Source organism: Alloprevotella rava (assembly GCF_014195585.1).
GTDB lineage: Bacteria > Bacteroidota > Bacteroidia > Bacteroidales > Bacteroidaceae > Alloprevotella > Alloprevotella rava.
The window spans coordinates 406455-423940 of record NZ_JACICA010000001.1; the positions used below are offsets into that span (position 1 = coordinate 406455).

At 44.1% G+C, this 17486-nt stretch carries 11 protein-coding genes and 1 tRNA gene; 9 read left to right on the plus strand and 3 right to left on the minus strand.

Going from position 1 to position 17486, the window contains the following annotated elements:
* Nucleotides 1-100 precede the first annotated feature (100 nt).
* The 8 genes from FHS60_RS01555 to FHS60_RS01590 all read left to right on the plus strand — a co-directional run bounded on the left by FHS60_RS01555 (nucleotide 101) and on the right by FHS60_RS01590 (nucleotide 9849).
* Nucleotides 101-1165, plus strand: a complete 1065-nt coding sequence (locus FHS60_RS01555; RefSeq protein WP_183694067.1) for a DUF1573 domain-containing protein — start codon at nucleotides 101-103, stop codon at nucleotides 1163-1165.
* A gap of 50 nt (nucleotides 1166-1215) precedes the next feature.
* A tRNA-Pro gene (locus FHS60_RS01560) sits at nucleotides 1216-1288 on the plus strand.
* Between the two features lie 984 nt (nucleotides 1289-2272).
* On the plus strand, nucleotides 2273-4870 hold the full coding sequence (locus tag FHS60_RS01565) for a retropepsin-like aspartic protease (RefSeq protein WP_183694071.1): 2598 nt from the start codon (nucleotides 2273-2275) through the stop codon (nucleotides 4868-4870).
* A gap of 93 nt (nucleotides 4871-4963) precedes the next feature.
* Nucleotides 4964-6358 carry a S8 family serine peptidase gene (locus tag FHS60_RS01570; RefSeq protein WP_183694073.1) on the plus strand — a complete coding sequence of 465 codons (1395 nt, stop codon included), beginning with the start codon at nucleotides 4964-4966 and terminating at the stop codon, nucleotides 6356-6358.
* Nucleotides 6359-6431: 73 nt separating this feature from the next.
* On the plus strand, nucleotides 6432-7718 hold the full coding sequence (gene xseA / locus FHS60_RS01575; protein WP_183694075.1) for an exodeoxyribonuclease VII large subunit: 1287 nt from the start codon (nucleotides 6432-6434) through the stop codon (nucleotides 7716-7718).
* Between the two features lie 28 nt (nucleotides 7719-7746).
* Nucleotides 7747-7944, plus strand: coding sequence for an exodeoxyribonuclease VII small subunit (xseB, locus tag FHS60_RS01580; protein ID WP_183694078.1), 198 nt, complete (start codon nucleotides 7747-7749; stop codon nucleotides 7942-7944).
* Nucleotides 7945-7963: 19 nt separating this feature from the next.
* The gene (gene trmB, locus FHS60_RS01585; RefSeq protein WP_420837963.1) at nucleotides 7964-8719 is read left to right on the plus strand and encodes a tRNA (guanosine(46)-N7)-methyltransferase TrmB; all 756 of its coding nucleotides are present in this window, start codon (nucleotides 7964-7966) and stop codon (nucleotides 8717-8719) included.
* Nucleotides 8720-8745: 26 nt separating this feature from the next.
* Nucleotides 8746-9849 (plus strand): Mrp/NBP35 family ATP-binding protein, encoded by a 1104-nt coding sequence (locus FHS60_RS01590; RefSeq protein WP_183694085.1) that lies wholly within the window; start codon nucleotides 8746-8748, stop codon nucleotides 9847-9849.
* A 251-nt stretch (nucleotides 9850-10100) separates the two neighbouring features.
* On the opposite strand, the gene FHS60_RS01595 is transcribed toward FHS60_RS01590, so the two are convergent.
* Both FHS60_RS01595 and FHS60_RS01600 read right to left on the minus strand, forming a co-directional pair.
* Nucleotides 10101-10304, minus strand: coding sequence for a hypothetical protein (locus FHS60_RS01595; protein ID WP_183694088.1), 204 nt, complete (start codon nucleotides 10302-10304; stop codon nucleotides 10101-10103).
* A gap of 134 nt (nucleotides 10305-10438) precedes the next feature.
* A complete protein-coding gene (locus FHS60_RS01600) occupies nucleotides 10439-13294 on the minus strand; it encodes a leucine-rich repeat protein (protein ID WP_183694091.1) in 2856 nt (951 codons plus the stop codon).
* Nucleotides 13295-14434: 1140 nt separating this feature from the next.
* Here FHS60_RS01600 and FHS60_RS01605 point away from each other — a divergent pair.
* Nucleotides 14435-16207 carry an oxaloacetate decarboxylase gene (locus FHS60_RS01605; protein ID WP_183694095.1) on the plus strand — a complete coding sequence of 591 codons (1773 nt, stop codon included), beginning with the start codon at nucleotides 14435-14437 and terminating at the stop codon, nucleotides 16205-16207.
* A gap of 120 nt (nucleotides 16208-16327) precedes the next feature.
* Here the strand turns inward: FHS60_RS01605 and FHS60_RS01610 are convergent, their stop codons facing one another.
* Nucleotides 16328-17428 carry a DUF2027 domain-containing protein gene (locus tag FHS60_RS01610; RefSeq protein ID WP_183694098.1) on the minus strand — a complete coding sequence of 367 codons (1101 nt, stop codon included), beginning with the start codon at nucleotides 17426-17428 and terminating at the stop codon, nucleotides 16328-16330.
* Nucleotides 17429-17486 lie beyond the last annotated feature (58 nt).

Below are 17486 nucleotides of genomic sequence, written 5' to 3' on the forward strand. Positions count from 1 at the left end.
TGAAAGTTCTGTTGAATTTGCAAAGTCACATGGCGAAAAATAACTAATTTTGCACAGTACACAGTTTTCTGTGGCTTTTTATCGACACGCAAAAGAAATAATGAGAAAGTATATATTTTTGTCCCTTGCTGCCGCTCTTTTCTCCCTCGGGATGCAGGCTCAGCCACGTATTAGCTTTTCTGAAACCCAGCACGATTTTGGTCAAATCATGTGGCGCAATCCGGCACAAACTATTTTTCGTGTTCGCAATACAGGCAACCAGCCATTGGAGATAAAGGCTGTGGAACCAGATTGTGGTTGCACGTTGGTGAGTTGGGACCAAAGCTCGATAGCTCCCGGGGCGGAGGGCAAGATCATTGCTAAATACGACGCCGAACTTCTCGGTCATTTCTATAAAGGCATTGCAGTTTATACCAATATAGGCGAGAATCCCTATTATATCAATCTCGTTGGTCATGTGGTGATACCTAGTGAGGGGAAAGCGGAAAACTTCCCCGTGCATCTTGGCGACAAATGGCTCTCAACAGAGAACGTGGAGTTTGACGATGTGCGCCGTGGCGATCGTCCAGAACGTACCGTGGAGGTTTTCAACGCAGGCAAGAAACCAATGACGCTGGGGTTGATGCATCTTCCTCAGTATTTAGATGCCGATATTCAGCCCAGTGTTCTTCATCCGGGTCGTAAGGCAAAAATAAAGCTCACCCTAAAGTCGGATGCTATTATGAATATGGGCCTAACGCAAGCTTCTGTTTATCTTTCTACTTATACAGGCGAGCGCATCAATCGTAACAATGAGATAAATGTGAGTGTTACACTTCTGCCTGATAATAACTATTCGGAGCCAACGTTGAAATATGCACCGATAGCCCATCTTGACACCACGAGCGTAGATCTTGGCTCTTTGGGAACAAAGAAACGTCTCCGTACACAATTGTGTTTGACTAATGAGGGAAAGACTCCGCTTGTGGTGAGTACTTTGCAAGTTTATAACGCTGGTATTTCTGTCAGTCTCGACCGTCGACAAATAAAGCCAGGCGAGAAAGCAAAGATGAAAATTATTGTAAATAATTCAACACTACAGTTCAAAGGTCGTCGTCGTATTTTGCTCATTACAAACGACCCAAAAACGCCGAAGTTAGCGATAGATGTGAACGTAAAAAAGTAAGGGAATAATTTGGTAGAACAAAAACAAAACTCTACTTTTGCACCCGCAATCGGAAAGTAGCGCAGTTGGTAGCGCACTACGTTCGGGACGTAGGGGTCGGGCGTTCGAGTCGCCTCTTTCCGACAAAACGCGGCAGAAGCTTTGCAGAAAAGTGGACGCCGCGTTTTTTTTTGTTTTACTTCTTGGTTGTTGAGATGTAAAACGATAGTGCGGATGTCTTGATATTTATAAAAAAGAAGGTGTTACTTTGCTAAACCAGAGTAACACCTTTATATCTGTGTATTAAGACTTTCACTGTGCACAGTCTATGTATTATCTGTAGGCACTTTCGCTCACTGTACCACTCTGCCTCCCTCTGCCGTAGCCGCATCCGTACAGAGTACCTCACACCTCGGACGGAGACAGTGGGTGCTTGTACGGAAGTTTTTCACTAACCTCCGCCCCTGCATGTTGTGTTATAGCCTGTAGGCAACTCTACACACTGTAGTCATCACTCTCTCCTCCCAGAACAAAAAACTTATTTTTGTTGTCACGTTGTCACAGAAAGGTAGAATATGTTGATAGACAGGCTCTTATTTGCGTGACAACAGGGTGACAATGAAAATTTGTTGTCACACTGTTGTCACGCGCGTAATGTGTTTGTTTTTCAGGCGATTATACCTAAAGTGTGACAACGTGACGACGTGACAACGAAAAAAAGAGCAGAGGAGAGAGGAGAATGTTTCTTGATTTCGCTATGAGTATTGCTACCGTAACTACAATAAGGGTGTCGGCTGACGCAATAAGGATGTCAGCTGATAGGCTTATTGTATCCGAGAACGTAATAAGGATATGGGCGATAGCGCATATAATATGCTTTTCGCCCTCCAGGAGTTTTTCAAAACTCTGGGAGACTGTTATCGTTGTGAAAGGCGTATGCTTTATATTCTGTGTAGGTTGATTTTGTTGATGTTTTTGCAGTTCTGAAAGAGAGCTTTTGGCAGATTGTTTGGCAGAGGATGACGCTGTTAGTAGGGGAGAATAGAGAGCTGTAAATTTGTAAAATTCAGCTATTTTTCGGATATTTGCGGGCGAAGTGTTATATTTTTGAAGCTCTCAAAGCAGTTTATGATGAAACGTTTTCTCAATATTCTCTTTCTGTTCATAAGCATAGCGGCAAGTAGCCAAGCAACATTGCCCGACTCTATTGCAAATCGCTGTGCAATGTTGGCAGCACGTGGAGAAGTGAGGCAGTTGCGTCCTCTCTATCGCCAGCATAAGGCAGAACTTCCTACTTATGTGCGCCTTTTCTGCGATTTGGCCATAGCACGAGCAGAAGGTAATAATAATCGTACCAATCAGTGTGTAGATTCACTTGTTTCTAATTTTCCGAAACAAGTAGGGGCGGTAGGGCGCTTGACCTTGACCGAACTGAAAGCAGAGAACCTCTTCAATGATGGGCTTTATGACGAATTGCAAGCTTATGCAGATGAGCAAGTTCTTTATCTCAAACGTCATAATTTTAAAGCTGCTCGCATCGATGTGTTCCGCGACTATGCGCGAAAGGCCATTCGCTATGGAAGCAGCGGAGAGAGTGGTCGTATTTTGGGAATGGCCGAACGCAGAAGCGATTTTGAGTTGCTGAAAGCTTATCGCTCTGATCAATCGCTCACCGCCTTTGCGCGACTCACGGCAAGGGCGGAACTGGCGCGTGCGTTCAATCTCCCCGATGCGGCGTGTGCTTCGGCCGATAGTTTGCTGCGCTTTTATGCTGATTCGTTGAATGCAGAAGTGCAAACCACTTATCTCACGACTTGCATAGAAAATTATATATCTCAGGGGCTTTGGAAGAAACTCGCCGAATTCTGCGAATTTGCCACAACGCTACCTCAGTTGCGCGCTGTTCCATTGGAGATATTTTCCAGTATTGCCCGCGAATTGCGCAACGAGCAGCCTTTTGCTCTCGAGCAACCCGCTACGCCTATTTCCGTCCCTACTACGCGCGATTGGCCTTTGCTTCTACCAGTTTCCGTCAATGGAGGTAGCAATGTGTTTTTCCATCTCAATACAGGACAGCACCTAACCATTATCACTGAAGCCGATGCCCGACAATTTGGTGCGCGCGTACTCAATGTGACATTGGCCGTGAACACTATGTTTGGAAAAGTGAATGTTCGGCCAGCTTTCCTGCGCGAACTTCGTATAGGGAGTGTTCGCTTCCGAAATCTTCTTGTCTATGTATTTCCAGTAGAGGAAATGACTGCAGAAATGAAACCTGAAATCTGTCGTATTCTTGGCAATCGTGAGTTGATGCGCTTGGGCGAGGTTCGTATCTATCCTGAAAAGATTGTGTTTGCTCCCTCCCAGATGGATGTTCGTAAGAGTCAACCCAATCTGCGCCTTAACGATAATTACCGACTTCAACTTCAGGCCGAATACGGGGATGCTATTTGCGGCTTGAGTTTGGAAAGTGGTTCGCCCGGCAATGTGCTATCAGCTGTGGTGTTTCCTCCCGAGGAAACCGATACGCTCGATTTCCATCTAACACTCAATGGTGAGTGCGCCCTTGTGCCAGCTGTCGAACTCAGTGAGGTCAAGGATGGTAACTCTTGCGGTATTTTAGGTTTGCCCTTCCTTCGTGGTTTTTCTCTTGTGCGCTTCGATTTTGGCGGGATGAAACTCACTATTGAAGGGAAACAACAATACAACCATCGATACTTGACAGACTATACCGCCGATGGCGACCTTTTCGGTTTGGAGCGTAACGCTCCCGCTTTACAGGCTGTGACCGATGATTCCGTGACGTCTGATTTTCTCCGACTCTTAGTGGATAAAGGTAAGAATGTTCCCAATTCTGTCGTTTCTTTAGCGCGTCGTCTTGAGCCGGCTTTGTTCGGAAGTCGCTCGGAGGAAGAACTACTCATGGTAGAGATCGAAAAAGTGCGTGCTTTAGGCGGGATAGGACATTATTCGGAAGCAGCTGCTGACTGTCGTAAGTTGCTCGACAATAATGCCTTTTCGGGTTCGTCTCGACTGGAGATACAGCGCTACGAACAGTTGCTCCGCGCCGCCATTCCCTTTGGTGCTCCGCAATATCTGTCTACTGCCGATTCCCTTGCAGTACCTTTCAATCAGGCAGATAAGACCGTGAGCGTTCAAGCGGGGAAGAAGTCTTATATTAGTAGCATTGATATTACGCAGTCCATTACAACTTTATCAACGAAAGCCGTTCAGAAATTAGGAGCTCATGTCTTTTTCCGCGACATTCAGAATACCTACGCGATGTTACCTGAAATAGCCATCGGTACGGCGCGTTTCCGCAATATATTCTGTAAGGTAGTTGAGGATAAAGACATTAAAATTACGTTAGGCTTCAATCTCTTCCGCCTCATTCCACAACTCACGCTAACACAGAACCAACTCATCTTGGGTAAACATCAAACGGCAAGTGGTACTCCTATGCGTTTCGACAAATACCTCTGTGTGCAGGGCGAAACCAATGCAGGTTATGTGACATTGCGACTAAAAATGAGTGGGCAGAACTCGCTGTTGCGTTTGAAAGATACTCCCGTGAGTGTGGCAGAGGCGAAGATTCAAGCCTCCGATGCAGTGCCTGGCGACTACAATGAACAAGAAAATCCTTATCAAGGTGAAATCTCTATCGACTATCTCATCAACCGACAAGGGCGCGTTACGTTCGACTGGGAAAAGATGAGAATGGAGTAGGGGGAAGGCAGTAATGGGAATAGAACCCACCTGCTGCCCTCCAATGGAATAAAGAAAAAGAGTATCTTTGCAGAAGAATTAAAAATAGCAATAATGAGAACTTTAAATATTTTGTGGATTGTCATATTGTGTTCTCTTTTCAGCATACCAGTTGCTGCACAGCATCAAGCAAAAATGCAGGCGGTGGCTAAGAGTTATCGCTTCCGCGTGACTTTTACTGATAAGAAAAATAATACTTATTCGCTTAAACGGCCAGAGGAATTTCTTTCGGCACAAGCACTTGAGCGTCGGCGGCGTTATAAGATAAAGGTGGACCACTATGATCTTCCAGTTTCGCCCAACTACCTTCAAGTGTTGCGTCAAGAAGGACTGAAAATCCACAATATGTCAAAATGGAACAACACTGTGGTGGTTGAAACTACTGATACGCTGAAGATGGCAGCCATTCGTATGTTTCCTTTTGTCAAGGCAACGCGCCTTGTCTGGGTTGGTCCAGACTCAATAGATATTGCTCCCCATGTAGAACGCCATGAACTTGTAAAAGATATTGTGACGGATACGCTTGACAATTTTTACGGTTATGCTCAGCAACAAGTGGAGATGCTCAACACGCAGAAACTTCATCAAGCAGGATTTCGTGGAGAAGACATGACGATAGCTGTGCTGGATGGAGGTTTTCTCAATACCGATATTATTCCCGGTCTTCGCAGTGCAAAGATTCTCGGTACACGCAATTTTGTTGAATCAGGTAAGACTGTCTATGACTGGCAATCTCATGGAACGATGGTTCTTTCTTGTATTGCTACTAATCATCCCAACTTCCTTGTGGGCACTGCTCCAGAAGCCAGTTTCTACTTGATTCAGAGTGAAGACTCTGAGACGGAACAGTTAGTGGAAGAAGATAATTATGCCGCCGCTCTTGAATATGCCGATAGTCTTGGTGTTGATGTGGTGACAGCTTCTTTGGGCTACTATCACTTTGACTATCCCGAAATGAATCATACTTATGACGATCTGAATGGTCGTGTTGCGGTGAATACTATTGCAGCATCATTGGCTGCTTCTCGCGGTTTGCTCGTTCTCAACTCTGCGGGAAATGAAGGTAACGGCCGATGGAAGAAAATCAATTTCCCCTCTGATGCTACCGACATCTTAACGGTTGGCGCGGTTGGCGCAGATAGTATCAATACAAATTTCTCTTCTTTGGGCTATACTGCTGATAGGCGTGTGAAACCTGATGCGATGGCTATGGGACGTGATTGTGCACTTTTTTATCCCAGTGGAAATGTCGATACGGCAAATGGAACAAGTTTTTCTTGTCCCATCCTCGCTGGTGCTGTCACTTGTCTCTGGCAAGCTCATCGTGATAAAACTCCGCTTGAGATCATGAAAGCGGTTCGTGAAGCGGGCAACTATTACAAACATCCTAACGAGGTTTTCGGTTACGGTATTCCCGATATGTGGAAAGCTAATCAAGTTCTTAAATAATTATTTGTTTAATGTGCTGATATGCTATTATGCATTAGCACATTAGCACATTAGCACATTAGCACATTAGCTTATGACTTCCATCTCCCTTTCTGAACTCAACGCCCTTGTGAAAGACACCCTTCACTATCAGATGCCTGATAGCTATTGGGTCGTGGCAGAAATCGCAAGTGTCAGTGTGAGAGGAAATGGACATTGTTATCTTGAGTTTGTAGAGCGCGATCCACACGAGGGATTAGTTGCTAAAGCTTCGGCTCATATTTGGCGTAACACTTTTACACTGCTTCGCTCCCACTTTGAGCGTGCCACGGGGCAAACATTAGTAGCAGGAATGAAGGTGCTTGTTGAGGTAGAGGTAGACTTTCATGAAGTATATGGTTATAGTCTGAATATTCTTGATATTGACCCAACCTACACAATGGGAGATATGGCACGTCGTCGTCAAGAAATTTTAGAACAGTTGCGAGAAGATGGCGTGTTGGAAATGAATAAAGCACTCGTGCTTCCACGCCCGCTGAGTCGTATCGCTGTTATTTCGAGCGAGACAGCAGCTGGATATGGCGACTTCTGCAACCAAATGAATCAAAAGCCCTATAAGTTTACGCTAAAACTCTTCCCGGCTATCATGCAGGGAAATACTGTTGAGAATAGCGTGATTGCAGCTTTGGAGCAGATAGCTGCCGAAGAGGAAAAATGGGACGCAGTAGCTATCATTCGCGGTGGAGGTGCTGTGAGCGACCTTAACGGTTTCGACTCCTACCTGCTAGCTGCTAATGTGGCGCAATTTCCCCTTCCCGTCCTGACTGGAATTGGTCATGAGCGCGATGATACCGTTATAGACTTCGTGGCACACACACGACTGAAGACACCAACCGCTGTGGCAGCTTTTCTTCTTGATGTACGTGAGAAAGAAATCCGAGAGGTGGAAGCGTTAGAAGAGACTTTGCTGCGTACAGCTACGCTCTGTCTGCGCGATCGCAAAGAACTTTTCCAACAATTAGCTCATCGCTTTCAGTTGGCTTCCGAGCAGTTCTCCAATTTGCGCCGCGAGCGCTTGCTTCGTTTGATGGGGCGACTCGAATTGCTCACGCAACAACGTTTGCAGAATGAGCAACATCGTCTCGAATTCATTCCCGGGCGTATCACCGTTGCAATAGAACAGCGCTTGGAGCGAGAAGGTCGAACCTTGAAAATGTTGGAGCAAAATGTGCGACTGGCCAGTCCGGAACGCATTTTGAAATTAGGTTTCAGTATAACAACGCTTAACGGGAAAGTCGTAAGGAAAGCATCCCAACTGAAACCTGGCGACCGCTTACAAACGCAGTTTGAGGATGGAGCAGTAAGCAGCATTGTTGAATAAAAAAAGAAAGCTATACGAGATACAAACTATGGCAAAAGAACAAACTTACGAAACGGCACTGGCGCGATTGGAAGAAATCGTGGAGAGTTTCGAGCAGAATACGCTCGAACTGGATGAGCTGAGTGTCCGCCTCAAAGAGGCACAAAAACTTCTTAAGTTCTGCAAGAACAAACTTGTAAAGACTGATGCAGACGTAAAAAAGATACTTGCAGATGGGAAAGAATAAACTAGCGAAATTTGCCGATATGGAATGCTTTGAGAATGTGTTTCAATGTCCGGAGCGCGAACTCTGTAATGGCGTGTCAATGACTAATCCTGTTTACGATTTAAAGCCGGGGCATTGGCACGACGCGTATTTCAAGAACAGCAACCCCATAGTTCTTGAATTGGGGTGTGGGCGTGGCGAATACACGGTTGGATTAGCACGCCTTTTCCCCGATAAAAATTTCATTGGCGTAGATATCAAAGGTTCGCGAATGTGGACTGGCGCCAAGGATGCGTTGGAGAATAATTTGAAGAATGTGGCCTTCTTGCGTACAGGGATAGAGTTTATCGATCGTTTCTTTGAATCTGGCGAAGTGAGTGAAATCTGGTTGACATTCTCAGACCCTCAAATGAAGAAGCCCACCAAGCGCCTCTCTTCTACTTACTTCCTGGAGCGTTATCGCCGCATTTTGAAAGATAATGGTATTGTTCATGTAAAGACGGATAGCAACTTTCTCTTCACCTATACGAGGTATATGATTGCTGCTAATAATCTCCCTGTTGACTATCGCACGGAAGATCTCTACCAGACAGAACTCAGCGAGGAAGACAAAGCAATTTTAGGTATTCAAACTTATTACGAGCAGCAATGGCTCAGTCGTGGTATCACGATTAAATACCTCAAATTCCATCTTCCGCAGGAAGGTGATTTCCAAGAGCCAGATGTGGAAATCGAACTGGACTCTTATCGCTCCTACAATCGCAATAAGCGCTCCGGGCTAACGACTGCAAAATAATATTTTCAGAACATAACAATTAGATCATGACATTATATCCCAAACTGATTACCGATGCTTTGGAAAAAGTGCATTATCCGGGCAACGGTAAGAACCTCGTTGAGGCCAATATGGTGGAGGACGATATCCGCATCGACGGAATGAATGTCTCTTTCTCCCTTATTTTTGAAAAGAGCACTGATCCCTTTATCAAGTCCGTTGTTAAGTCAGCCGAATCAACTATTCACGCGTTTGTAAGTAAAGACATAAATGTAGCTATCAGTGTGAAGAGCTTGCAAGCCGCACGCCCTGAACCTGGCAAGATGCTGCCAGGCGTGAAGAATGTTATAGCGGTGAGCAGCGGTAAAGGCGGAGTGGGCAAGAGCACCGTTTCGGCCAACTTAGCCGTGGCTCTGGCGCAGATGGGCTATAAGGTGGGACTTCTCGACGCCGACATTTTTGGGCCTAGCGTACCGAAGATGTTCCATGTGGAAGGCGCGCAGATTTTTATGGAGAAAAAAGATGGGCGCGAACTCATTATTCCTGCCGAGAAATATGGCGTAAAACTCCTCTCTATCGGTTTCTTTGTCAATCCGGATACGGCAACTCTTTGGCGAGGAGGTATGGCTTCTAATGCTCTTAAGCAACTTATCGCTGATGCCGATTGGGGCGATCTCGACTATTTTGTACTGGACACACCGCCGGGTACAAGTGATATTCACTTAACGCTGTTGCAATCTTTGGCTATCACGGGAGCCGTTATCATTTCCACGCCGCAGAATGTAGCTCTGGCAGATGCGCGCAAAGGTATTGATATGTACCAAAACGAAAAAGTGAATGTTCCTATCTTGGGACTTGTGGAAAATATGGCCTGGTTTACGCCTGCCGAACTTCCCGAAAACCGCTACTATATCTTTGGTAAAGAAGGTGTGAAACGTTTGGCAGAAGAGATGAACGTTCCGCTACTCGGCCAAATCCCCATTGTGCAGAGCATTTGCAACAGTGGCGATGAAGGCGAACCCGTAGCCGTTCATGCCGACAGCCTAACAGGTAGTGCTTTCCGCAATCTTGCCGAAGCCGTAGTGCGCGAAACGGAACGTCGCAATGTAGAGCAGAAGCCCACAGAAATTGTGAAGATTACGACGAAATAAAGTTTCAATAGAGTTCTAAATCTCTATGTACATATAAGCCTCCCTTCACCATGTGCGGGAGGTTTCTTTTTTGCTGTTTGCTAAAAAGCGAAGGCTATAAATTTATCTGAAGAAAAGGAAACAGTTCAGCAAGCGTTAACTTGCTGAACTGTACTAAATGTTTTATTTGTAGAGATGTTCTTTATTATATACTTTGGTTTCTATCTTTTTAAGCGACAAGTAGAAAAAGAATGAAGAACATCTTAGCTCTATCAATCCTCCCACAGATTGTGGTTGGATGGAACACCTGGTTGTTTGCCGGACGAATCTTCATCTTCAAAGATTTCTTTTCTTGTCTGACCACCACCGCCAGGACCAGGACCAGGACCAATAGGGACGGACAAATCAAGGAAATGACTTTGTAGGTCAACTGTCAAAACTTCCACTTCGGGTTTCAGATATATCTTTGTTTTCATTATATTTACTTGTTTTCGTCTATCTTTTTCCGTTATTATTTAAAATCTATCCTTTCAAATAAGAAGGATTCTGATCACTATAGAAATCCCGTTCCTCTTCTTCTCAAACGAGAAGAAGAGGAACGAGGTTATCATTAGAACTTGTAGAACTTCTTACCGTTTACGATATAGATTTGTCCGCGCTCCAGCTTGTTGTAGTCTTTACCCATCAGTTTACCATCAACAGAATAGAAGGGGTATTTACCACTGTGGATGTCCTTTTCTGTGTCGTTTTCGAGCTGTTTGATACCCGTTACATTGCCATCGTCGTCACCTTCGAGCACAAGAAGGAAGCTTCTTGCAGCGGCAGCACCCGTAGGACTACTAATGAAACAGCGGAAAGGCGCAATGTAGTCATTCTCCACACCATTCTGTACTGCCCACCATTTGTTACCATTCAGATAGTAAGCTTTCTTAGCAACGGCCGCAGTATTATCAATTTTCTCAGTAGTACCGAAAAATTTCCAATCAGTATCTTCAATACCGATTTGTCCTGCTGCATCCACTGCTAAAGAAGCTGGAACTTCCACATTGCACATTACGGGCAATTTGTGTGGTTGCCCATCGGTGATTCTTACAAGGTATGGCTTGTTAGCAGAGAGGCGTGTACCTTGAGGAACTTCACGGAATACAAATGTCTTTTCACCATCATCATGTAGATTTTTCTTGACGAGCGTATAAGCACACATTCCAGCAGGTAAGTCAGTGGGATAAGGCAGATAGAGCGTGCTCACTGCTTTCCCTGTAGTGACATTAAAAGTGCGACTGTAGCGTGCAGTTTGTGCTGTGAAGGGGAACGGTACACGGTAGGGAAGACCATCTTTTACAAAGAATTGTTTACATTTTCCGTCCATGATAAAGTTAGAGGAATTACCTCCTGTCTCATCATCATTCTCATCTGTATCGAAACGTTGGTCAAAGGTAGGATCATCAGCTAATGTTGGAGCGACGAAGTTTGACTCCGATGGTAGATACACCAACGCATTCACCTTTAGCCCTCTAAAATTAAAATAATGATAGTAGTAATTAACTGGAGTGGCATCCCAATTTCTCACGAAAGTCCATTTGAGGAAATTGTTACTACCGCCTTCGTATGAAAGCTGGCATCTGCGTGCATCTACCCATAGCAGGTTAGGGCTTTCTACTCCCCAGTTTTTATTTACCCATATACTACCAATTTGCCAAGGGGTTTTACCTCCTCTAAAGAAGTAGAAAGGTAAATTTCCAAGATCCATAGAGGTGATACCAGAATAAATATAGGGTAAAGCTCTATACTCACCAATAGTATTTGGATATGGTAGCTCTGGGAAGACATTATCGGGAGAAGTATACGGACTCATGGGGTAGTTGTCTGGGATGACAGCATCGGTCGTTATATTCGGGCAAAGTCTGAATACACTATTACCGATAGTGGTGGCAGCAGGGATGGTTTTCAGATTTGCTGTTAGACCACAATGATCGAACGCATTATTACCAATACTTGTTAGGCTTGGGGAGAATGTGATTTTACCCACAAGTTGTGGCATATCTTTCAGGAAATTGTCGGGGATACTATTCATTCCTGTGATCAGCGACTCATCAAAAGTCATTGGCGGGTAGTTGTAGTTATTTGAAGAGGAGTTGTCAAGGTCTTTTATATCAAACAGAGATCCATTGATGAGTGGCAATGTGGCAGCATCTGTATCTAAATGGTGAAACTGAGTTGCTGCAAATTGATTTTTTATAGAGTAGGGAGTTGGTCCAGTGAAAGTACAGTTTTTCACCGTGAGTGTTCCGTTCAAGCCCGTACACCCCAAGAATGCTTCGCTTACAATTTCTTTATTCTCTAACGTTAAATTGCCAGTGAGTCCAGCGCAATTCTTAAAAGTAGCCTCTTCTATTTTTGTTATCGTATTGGGAATAGTCAAAGTTCCGACCATAGCTTTACAGCCAGCGTATCCGCTTTTTCCTATGGCAGTTAGAGTGGCTGGTAGGGGATTTAAACCAGTTAGTTTTTCGCAATCATTGAAAGCTTTTTCGCCTACAGTTGTTAGTTGGGAATAAGAAAGTCCATCAATACGGGTGAGATTTTTGCAACCATTAAAAAGATTGTCTGGTACTTCAGTTTGTGTAGCGGGAAAACCCGTTATAGATGTGATCTTCTCACAACCAGAGAAAGCCTCCTTATCTATTGAGGTAACTGTGCTGGGAATGACAATATTTCCGGCTAAGGCTTTACAATCTTTAAAAGTACTTTCTTCTATCTTTGTCACCCCCTCCGGGATGGAAATTGAGGTGAGTCCTGTTTTATGGAATGCTCCTTTTCCTATGGTTCTAACTGTGGAGGGAATATTGAAGGATGTTAATCTCTCACAACTGCTTACAAAACCTTCTGGAATGCAAGTCACTCCTTCAGGCAAAGATATAGATATTAGACTTTCGCAACTCGAAAAAGCTGCTCTTGACGATTCAGAAATTGCTATAGGATTTAAGAATGTCACAGAAGTCAAGCTTGTGCCAATAAAAGAACTAGCTCCCAGTTCTTTAAAACTGTGTGGGAAAGTCAAAGAACCTGTTATTTTAGGGCTCTGATAGAATGCGCATATGCCAATTCTCTCTAAGTTACTGGGGATGTTGATTGAATATACCTCGGGACAACTAGAGAAAGCGTAATCCTCTATCTCTTTTATCCCATTGGGGAGAATTATTTCACCTATGAGAGAATTGTCTGAAAAAGCCCCAACTCCTATTGATCTTACAGGATATGTCCTGCCACTGTGCTCTACACTTGCAGGAATTTTTAGTATACCAAGGTGAGGACTCCCGCCTGTAATTTGAGCCTCATTGTTAGTACGGATGCTGTAGTTCCAGCGACCATACTCGTCTGAATATGTGCCGCTTACTGTCTGCGCTTTTAATCCTACCGATATCGATAGCAGTAGCATTAAAAAAACGAATTTTATTTTTTCCATCTTTTTATAAAGATTAAATGAATAATTTTATTTCTTTTTTAAGTTTAGAGGAGAGAACTTTCCTTTATCCTAAAATAGTGATATAGGGAAGTTTGCTTTTAAAGTCGAAAATACTGTAAAATCAATCGAAGTTTGTAAGAAATGGTAATGATTTATCTTTTGCGATAAGTTTATGGAGAACGCTCTTTTTCTATATTTCTTGTTCTCAACATTTATGTCCTATTCTTTCATCTCACAAGCTGTCATATCTTTATTTGTTTGATTTTTAGTGCAAAATTATATAAATAATATAGTATGTGCTCAAAAAAACAATAAAAAACATACAGCATAGCAAAATATACTTGTTTTTAGGGGATTTAGGAGGGATATGTTTGATGTTTAAGTGCTTATCCATCAGCATGACTAATATTCTTTGGTGCTCATCTTCAGCTATTGTAGGTGACACAAATTTACTGTATTTTAGATTGTTCTCCCTCTCGTAACTTATGTATGAATTGTTGAAGAATTTCGGGGATGAGCCAAAAACTTCTGGAGAGAATGCATGAATTCTACTATTTACCATCAAAAATAGCCTTATTGCGTTTGGGAATACAATAAGGATGTGAGCTGAGAGGCTTATAGTGTCGGCCGATGCGCTTATTGTAGTTGGGGATGTGATAAGGACGGCGAAAAATATGCGAAAACTCACTCCTCCCTATATGTTGTTTTTGTGTTGTCATGTCGTCACGTTGTCACACTTTGAGTATAACTATTTGAAAATCTATCTATTATGCGCGTGACAACAGTGTGACAACAAAATTTCATTGTCACACGGTTGTCACGCACTTAAGTATCTATCTATCAACGCATTTCCTCCTGTGTGACAACGTGACAACAAAAAATGAGTTTTTTCTGGTGTGAGAAAATAGAGTTCTTTCTTATCCATGTTTTGCAATGCGAGATTATCGGTATCGGAAAGCTCTCTATCTATGTTCATGCCTATCCATTGGCATTGCAGCAGGAGACGAAACAAAGGAGGTCATTGTACATTCCAGTTTTCAATATAGCAAAAGTAAAGGGAAGAGGACGCGAAAAACGGGGGCGTAACCTTGGTTGCTAAAATAAATTGTTAAATTCGCACCCAAATATCGATTATAAAATATGACTGCAAAACGTAAAATTCAGTTCAGCCTTGTCTATCGTGACATGTTTCAGTCCTACGGTAAATTTCAGCCGCGCAAGGACCAACTGGAACGCATTGCACCTGTCATCATCAAGATGGGGTGTTTTGCTCGTGTAGAAACCAATGGTGGTGCTTTTGAGCAAGTGAACCTTCTCTACGGCGAGAATCCCAACGATGCAGTGCGCGCGTTTACAAAGCCTTTCAACGAAGTGGGTATCAAAACGCACATGCTCGACCGCGGTCTCAACGCTCTCCGTATGTTCCCTTGTCCTGACGATCTCCGTCAGTTGCAGTACAAGGTGAAGCACGCACAAGGTGTTGACATCACACGCATATTCTGCGGTTTGAACGATGTTCGTAATATCATCCCTAGTATCAAATGGGCTCTTGAAGCGGGTATGACTCCGCAAGCAACGCTCTGTATTACTAATTCCCCGATTCACACGGTGGAATACTACAGCGACATTGCTGACCAACTCATTGAGGCGGGTGCTCCCGAAATCTGCTTGAAGGATATGGCAGGTATTGGTCAGCCAGCATTGCTCGGAAAGTTGACTAATGTTATCAAGACTAAGCACCCAGATATTATCATCGAGTACCATAGCCATTCCGGTCCGGGTCTGAACATGGCCAGCATTTTGGAGGTATGTAAGAATGGTGCTGACATTATCGATGTGGCAATGGAGCCACTGTCGTGGGGTAAAGGTCACGCCGACATTATCTCCGTGCAGAGTATGCTGAAGAATTATGGTTTCGATGTTCCCGAAATCAATATGCAAGCCTACATGGAAGCACGCGCTTTGACGCAAGAGTTTATCGACGACTTCTTGGGCTATTTCATGAATCCTCAAAACCACTTCATGAGTTCATTGCTCTTAGGTTGTGGTCTGCCTGGCGGTATGATGGGTTCAATGATGGCCGACCTCAAGGGTGCGATGCAAGCAATCAATAACAACCGCGAAAAGAACGGTGAGCCGGCTTACACAGAGGATGAACTCCTTATTAAACTCTTTGATGAAGTGGGCTATGTATGGCCTCGCGTAGGGTATCCTCCTTTGGTGACACCTTTCAGCCAGTATGTTAAGAATATTGCCTTGATGAACCTCCTCACGGAATCAATGGGTAAGCCACGTTTCTCCATGATGGACGAAAACATGTGGGGTATGATTCTAGGTAAGTCTGGTAAGTTGCCTGGAGAAGTTGCTCCCGAAATTATTGCGCTTGCAAAAGAGCAGAACCGTGAGTTCTATACAGGCAACCCGCACGAACTCTATCCGAATTGTCTCGATAAGTTCCGCAAGGAAATGGAAGAGAACGGTTGGGAGCTGGGTCTTGACGATGAAGAGCTCTACGAGTTTGCCATGCATGAGACACAGTATCGCGCTTACAAGGACGGATCAGCTAAGAAGCAATTCTTCGCCGATCTTCAAGCAGCCAAGGATAAGGCCATGAGCAAGGGTGTTTCTCCCGAAGAGGCATTGGCTTTGAAGCATGCTAACGCAGATGCTGTTGTTGCTCCTGAAGCAGGTATCGTTCTGTGGGAAATCAATGGCGATGGCGAAAATGTTCAGAGCATTGAGCCGTACATCGGTAAGCAATACAAGGAAGGTGACTTCTTCTGCTATATTGAGAACAACCACGGTCAGATTCTCGAAATCCCCGCAGCTCTCGGTGGTAAATTGGTTGAGATTGCAGCTAAGCAAGGGGGTCACGTTGCCAAAGGCGATGTACTAGCATATATCCAGCGATAAAGATAGTATTAGGCTTTTGCCTTATATATAACGAGACACAAACTACAGCGAATCGGTTCGCAATAAGTTTGTGTCTCGTTTTTTATTTTCACCTTCGATAGAAAGGAGATGATTTCCTTCTTATCCAATAATGACCATTGTTGCCCCATATCCGTATTCGCGGAAACTGGCATCTTGGTAGCGGCATTCCTTGTAGTGTGAGCGCAACTCTTTGAGGAGAGCATTCCGCAGAACCCCTTCTCCTTTACCATGAATGAACACAATCTTCTGTCCCTTATGCTTCTTTTCTTGTTCCATTGTTTCGCGGAAAACTTTTAGCTGATAGTCAAGAATATCTTTTGACTCCATTCCGCGCGTAGTGTCGAGAATTTCATCTGCATGGAGATCAACCTCAATCGGTTCATCTGCTGGTTGAGCATTTGTGCGCGCTGGTTGGCGCAGAATGTGTTCGGGCTGTTTAGTTTCTATAATTGCTTCTTTAACGTCTTCAACATCTATGAAGATGCTGCGGGCTGGTTTGTCGTCGCGCACAATATCGAAGATGAGAGCAGGCAGATTGAAGAAATCGTTGTGCGTAAAGGTGTGCAACTTATAGAATTTTGCTCCCTCCAAACGTAAAGAAACATCAATAGGCTTTTTCAGGCGATAAGGCTTGTCCTGCTTGTAAGCAATGGCTTGTATTGTCACCTTTTCCCAATCATTGAGTTCGGAGCGTAGAAACTCCTCTAAGAAAAGTTTAGTGTTCGGCTCAACGACTCCCGCATGACGAACCGTGAACGCCTTTCCATCTTGATTGAGCAAAATAAATTGAATATAGAGATTGCTATCGTTGATGAGGTAAGCCTCAAACGAGGTGTCAGAAGCATCTAAACCTTTAGGAGCAACGAAAGCCAAGAAGAGATTGAGAACATCTGCTCCGCGGCGTTCCAAAGGGCGTGGGCGAAAGGTGATCGGTCTATCGTCCTCTTCTTCCTCATCGTCGTTACAGTGAATATACGCATCGGGTTGTTTGGCTTCAGATTGTTTTTTAGACTTCGCTTCCTCCTTGGGAGAACGAACAATATTGTAGTCGTCTGTTTCAATAACTACCACATCCGTCACTAAAACGGGAATGTCAAAACCACTCTCATCTGTGACGAGCACAGTCTTCTTACTGGGGAAACCAGCAATAGTGCCGCCACCCACTTCGTTGAGAAATCTAACGCGATCTCCTATTTTCATATATCTCTCTTATTATTGTTTGCACAAAAATACACCTTTTATATCATATACGTGTTGC

Coding starts and splice junctions, on each gene's coding strand:
- FHS60_RS01570 (WP_183694073.1), top strand. CDS start 4,964: ATGAGAACTTTAAATATTTTGTGGATTGTCATATTGTGTTCTCTTTTC.
- xseB (WP_183694078.1), top strand. CDS start 7,747: ATGGCAAAAGAACAAACTTACGAAACGGCACTGGCGCGATTGGAAGAA.
- FHS60_RS01595 (WP_183694088.1), bottom strand. CDS start 10,304: ATGAAAACAAAGATATATCTGAAACCCGAAGTGGAAGTTTTGACAGTT.
- FHS60_RS01590 (WP_183694085.1), top strand. CDS start 8,746: ATGACATTATATCCCAAACTGATTACCGATGCTTTGGAAAAAGTGCAT.
- FHS60_RS01555 (WP_183694067.1), top strand. CDS start 101: ATGAGAAAGTATATATTTTTGTCCCTTGCTGCCGCTCTTTTCTCCCTC.
- FHS60_RS01605 (WP_183694095.1), top strand. CDS start 14,435: ATGACTGCAAAACGTAAAATTCAGTTCAGCCTTGTCTATCGTGACATG.
- FHS60_RS01565 (WP_183694071.1), top strand. CDS start 2,273: ATGATGAAACGTTTTCTCAATATTCTCTTTCTGTTCATAAGCATAGCG.
- trmB (WP_420837963.1), top strand. CDS start 7,964: ATGGAATGCTTTGAGAATGTGTTTCAATGTCCGGAGCGCGAACTCTGT.
- FHS60_RS01610 (WP_183694098.1), bottom strand. CDS start 17,428: ATGAAAATAGGAGATCGCGTTAGATTTCTCAACGAAGTGGGTGGCGGC.
- xseA (WP_183694075.1), top strand. CDS start 6,432: ATGACTTCCATCTCCCTTTCTGAACTCAACGCCCTTGTGAAAGACACC.
- FHS60_RS01600 (WP_183694091.1), bottom strand. CDS start 13,294: ATGGAAAAAATAAAATTCGTTTTTTTAATGCTACTGCTATCGATATCG.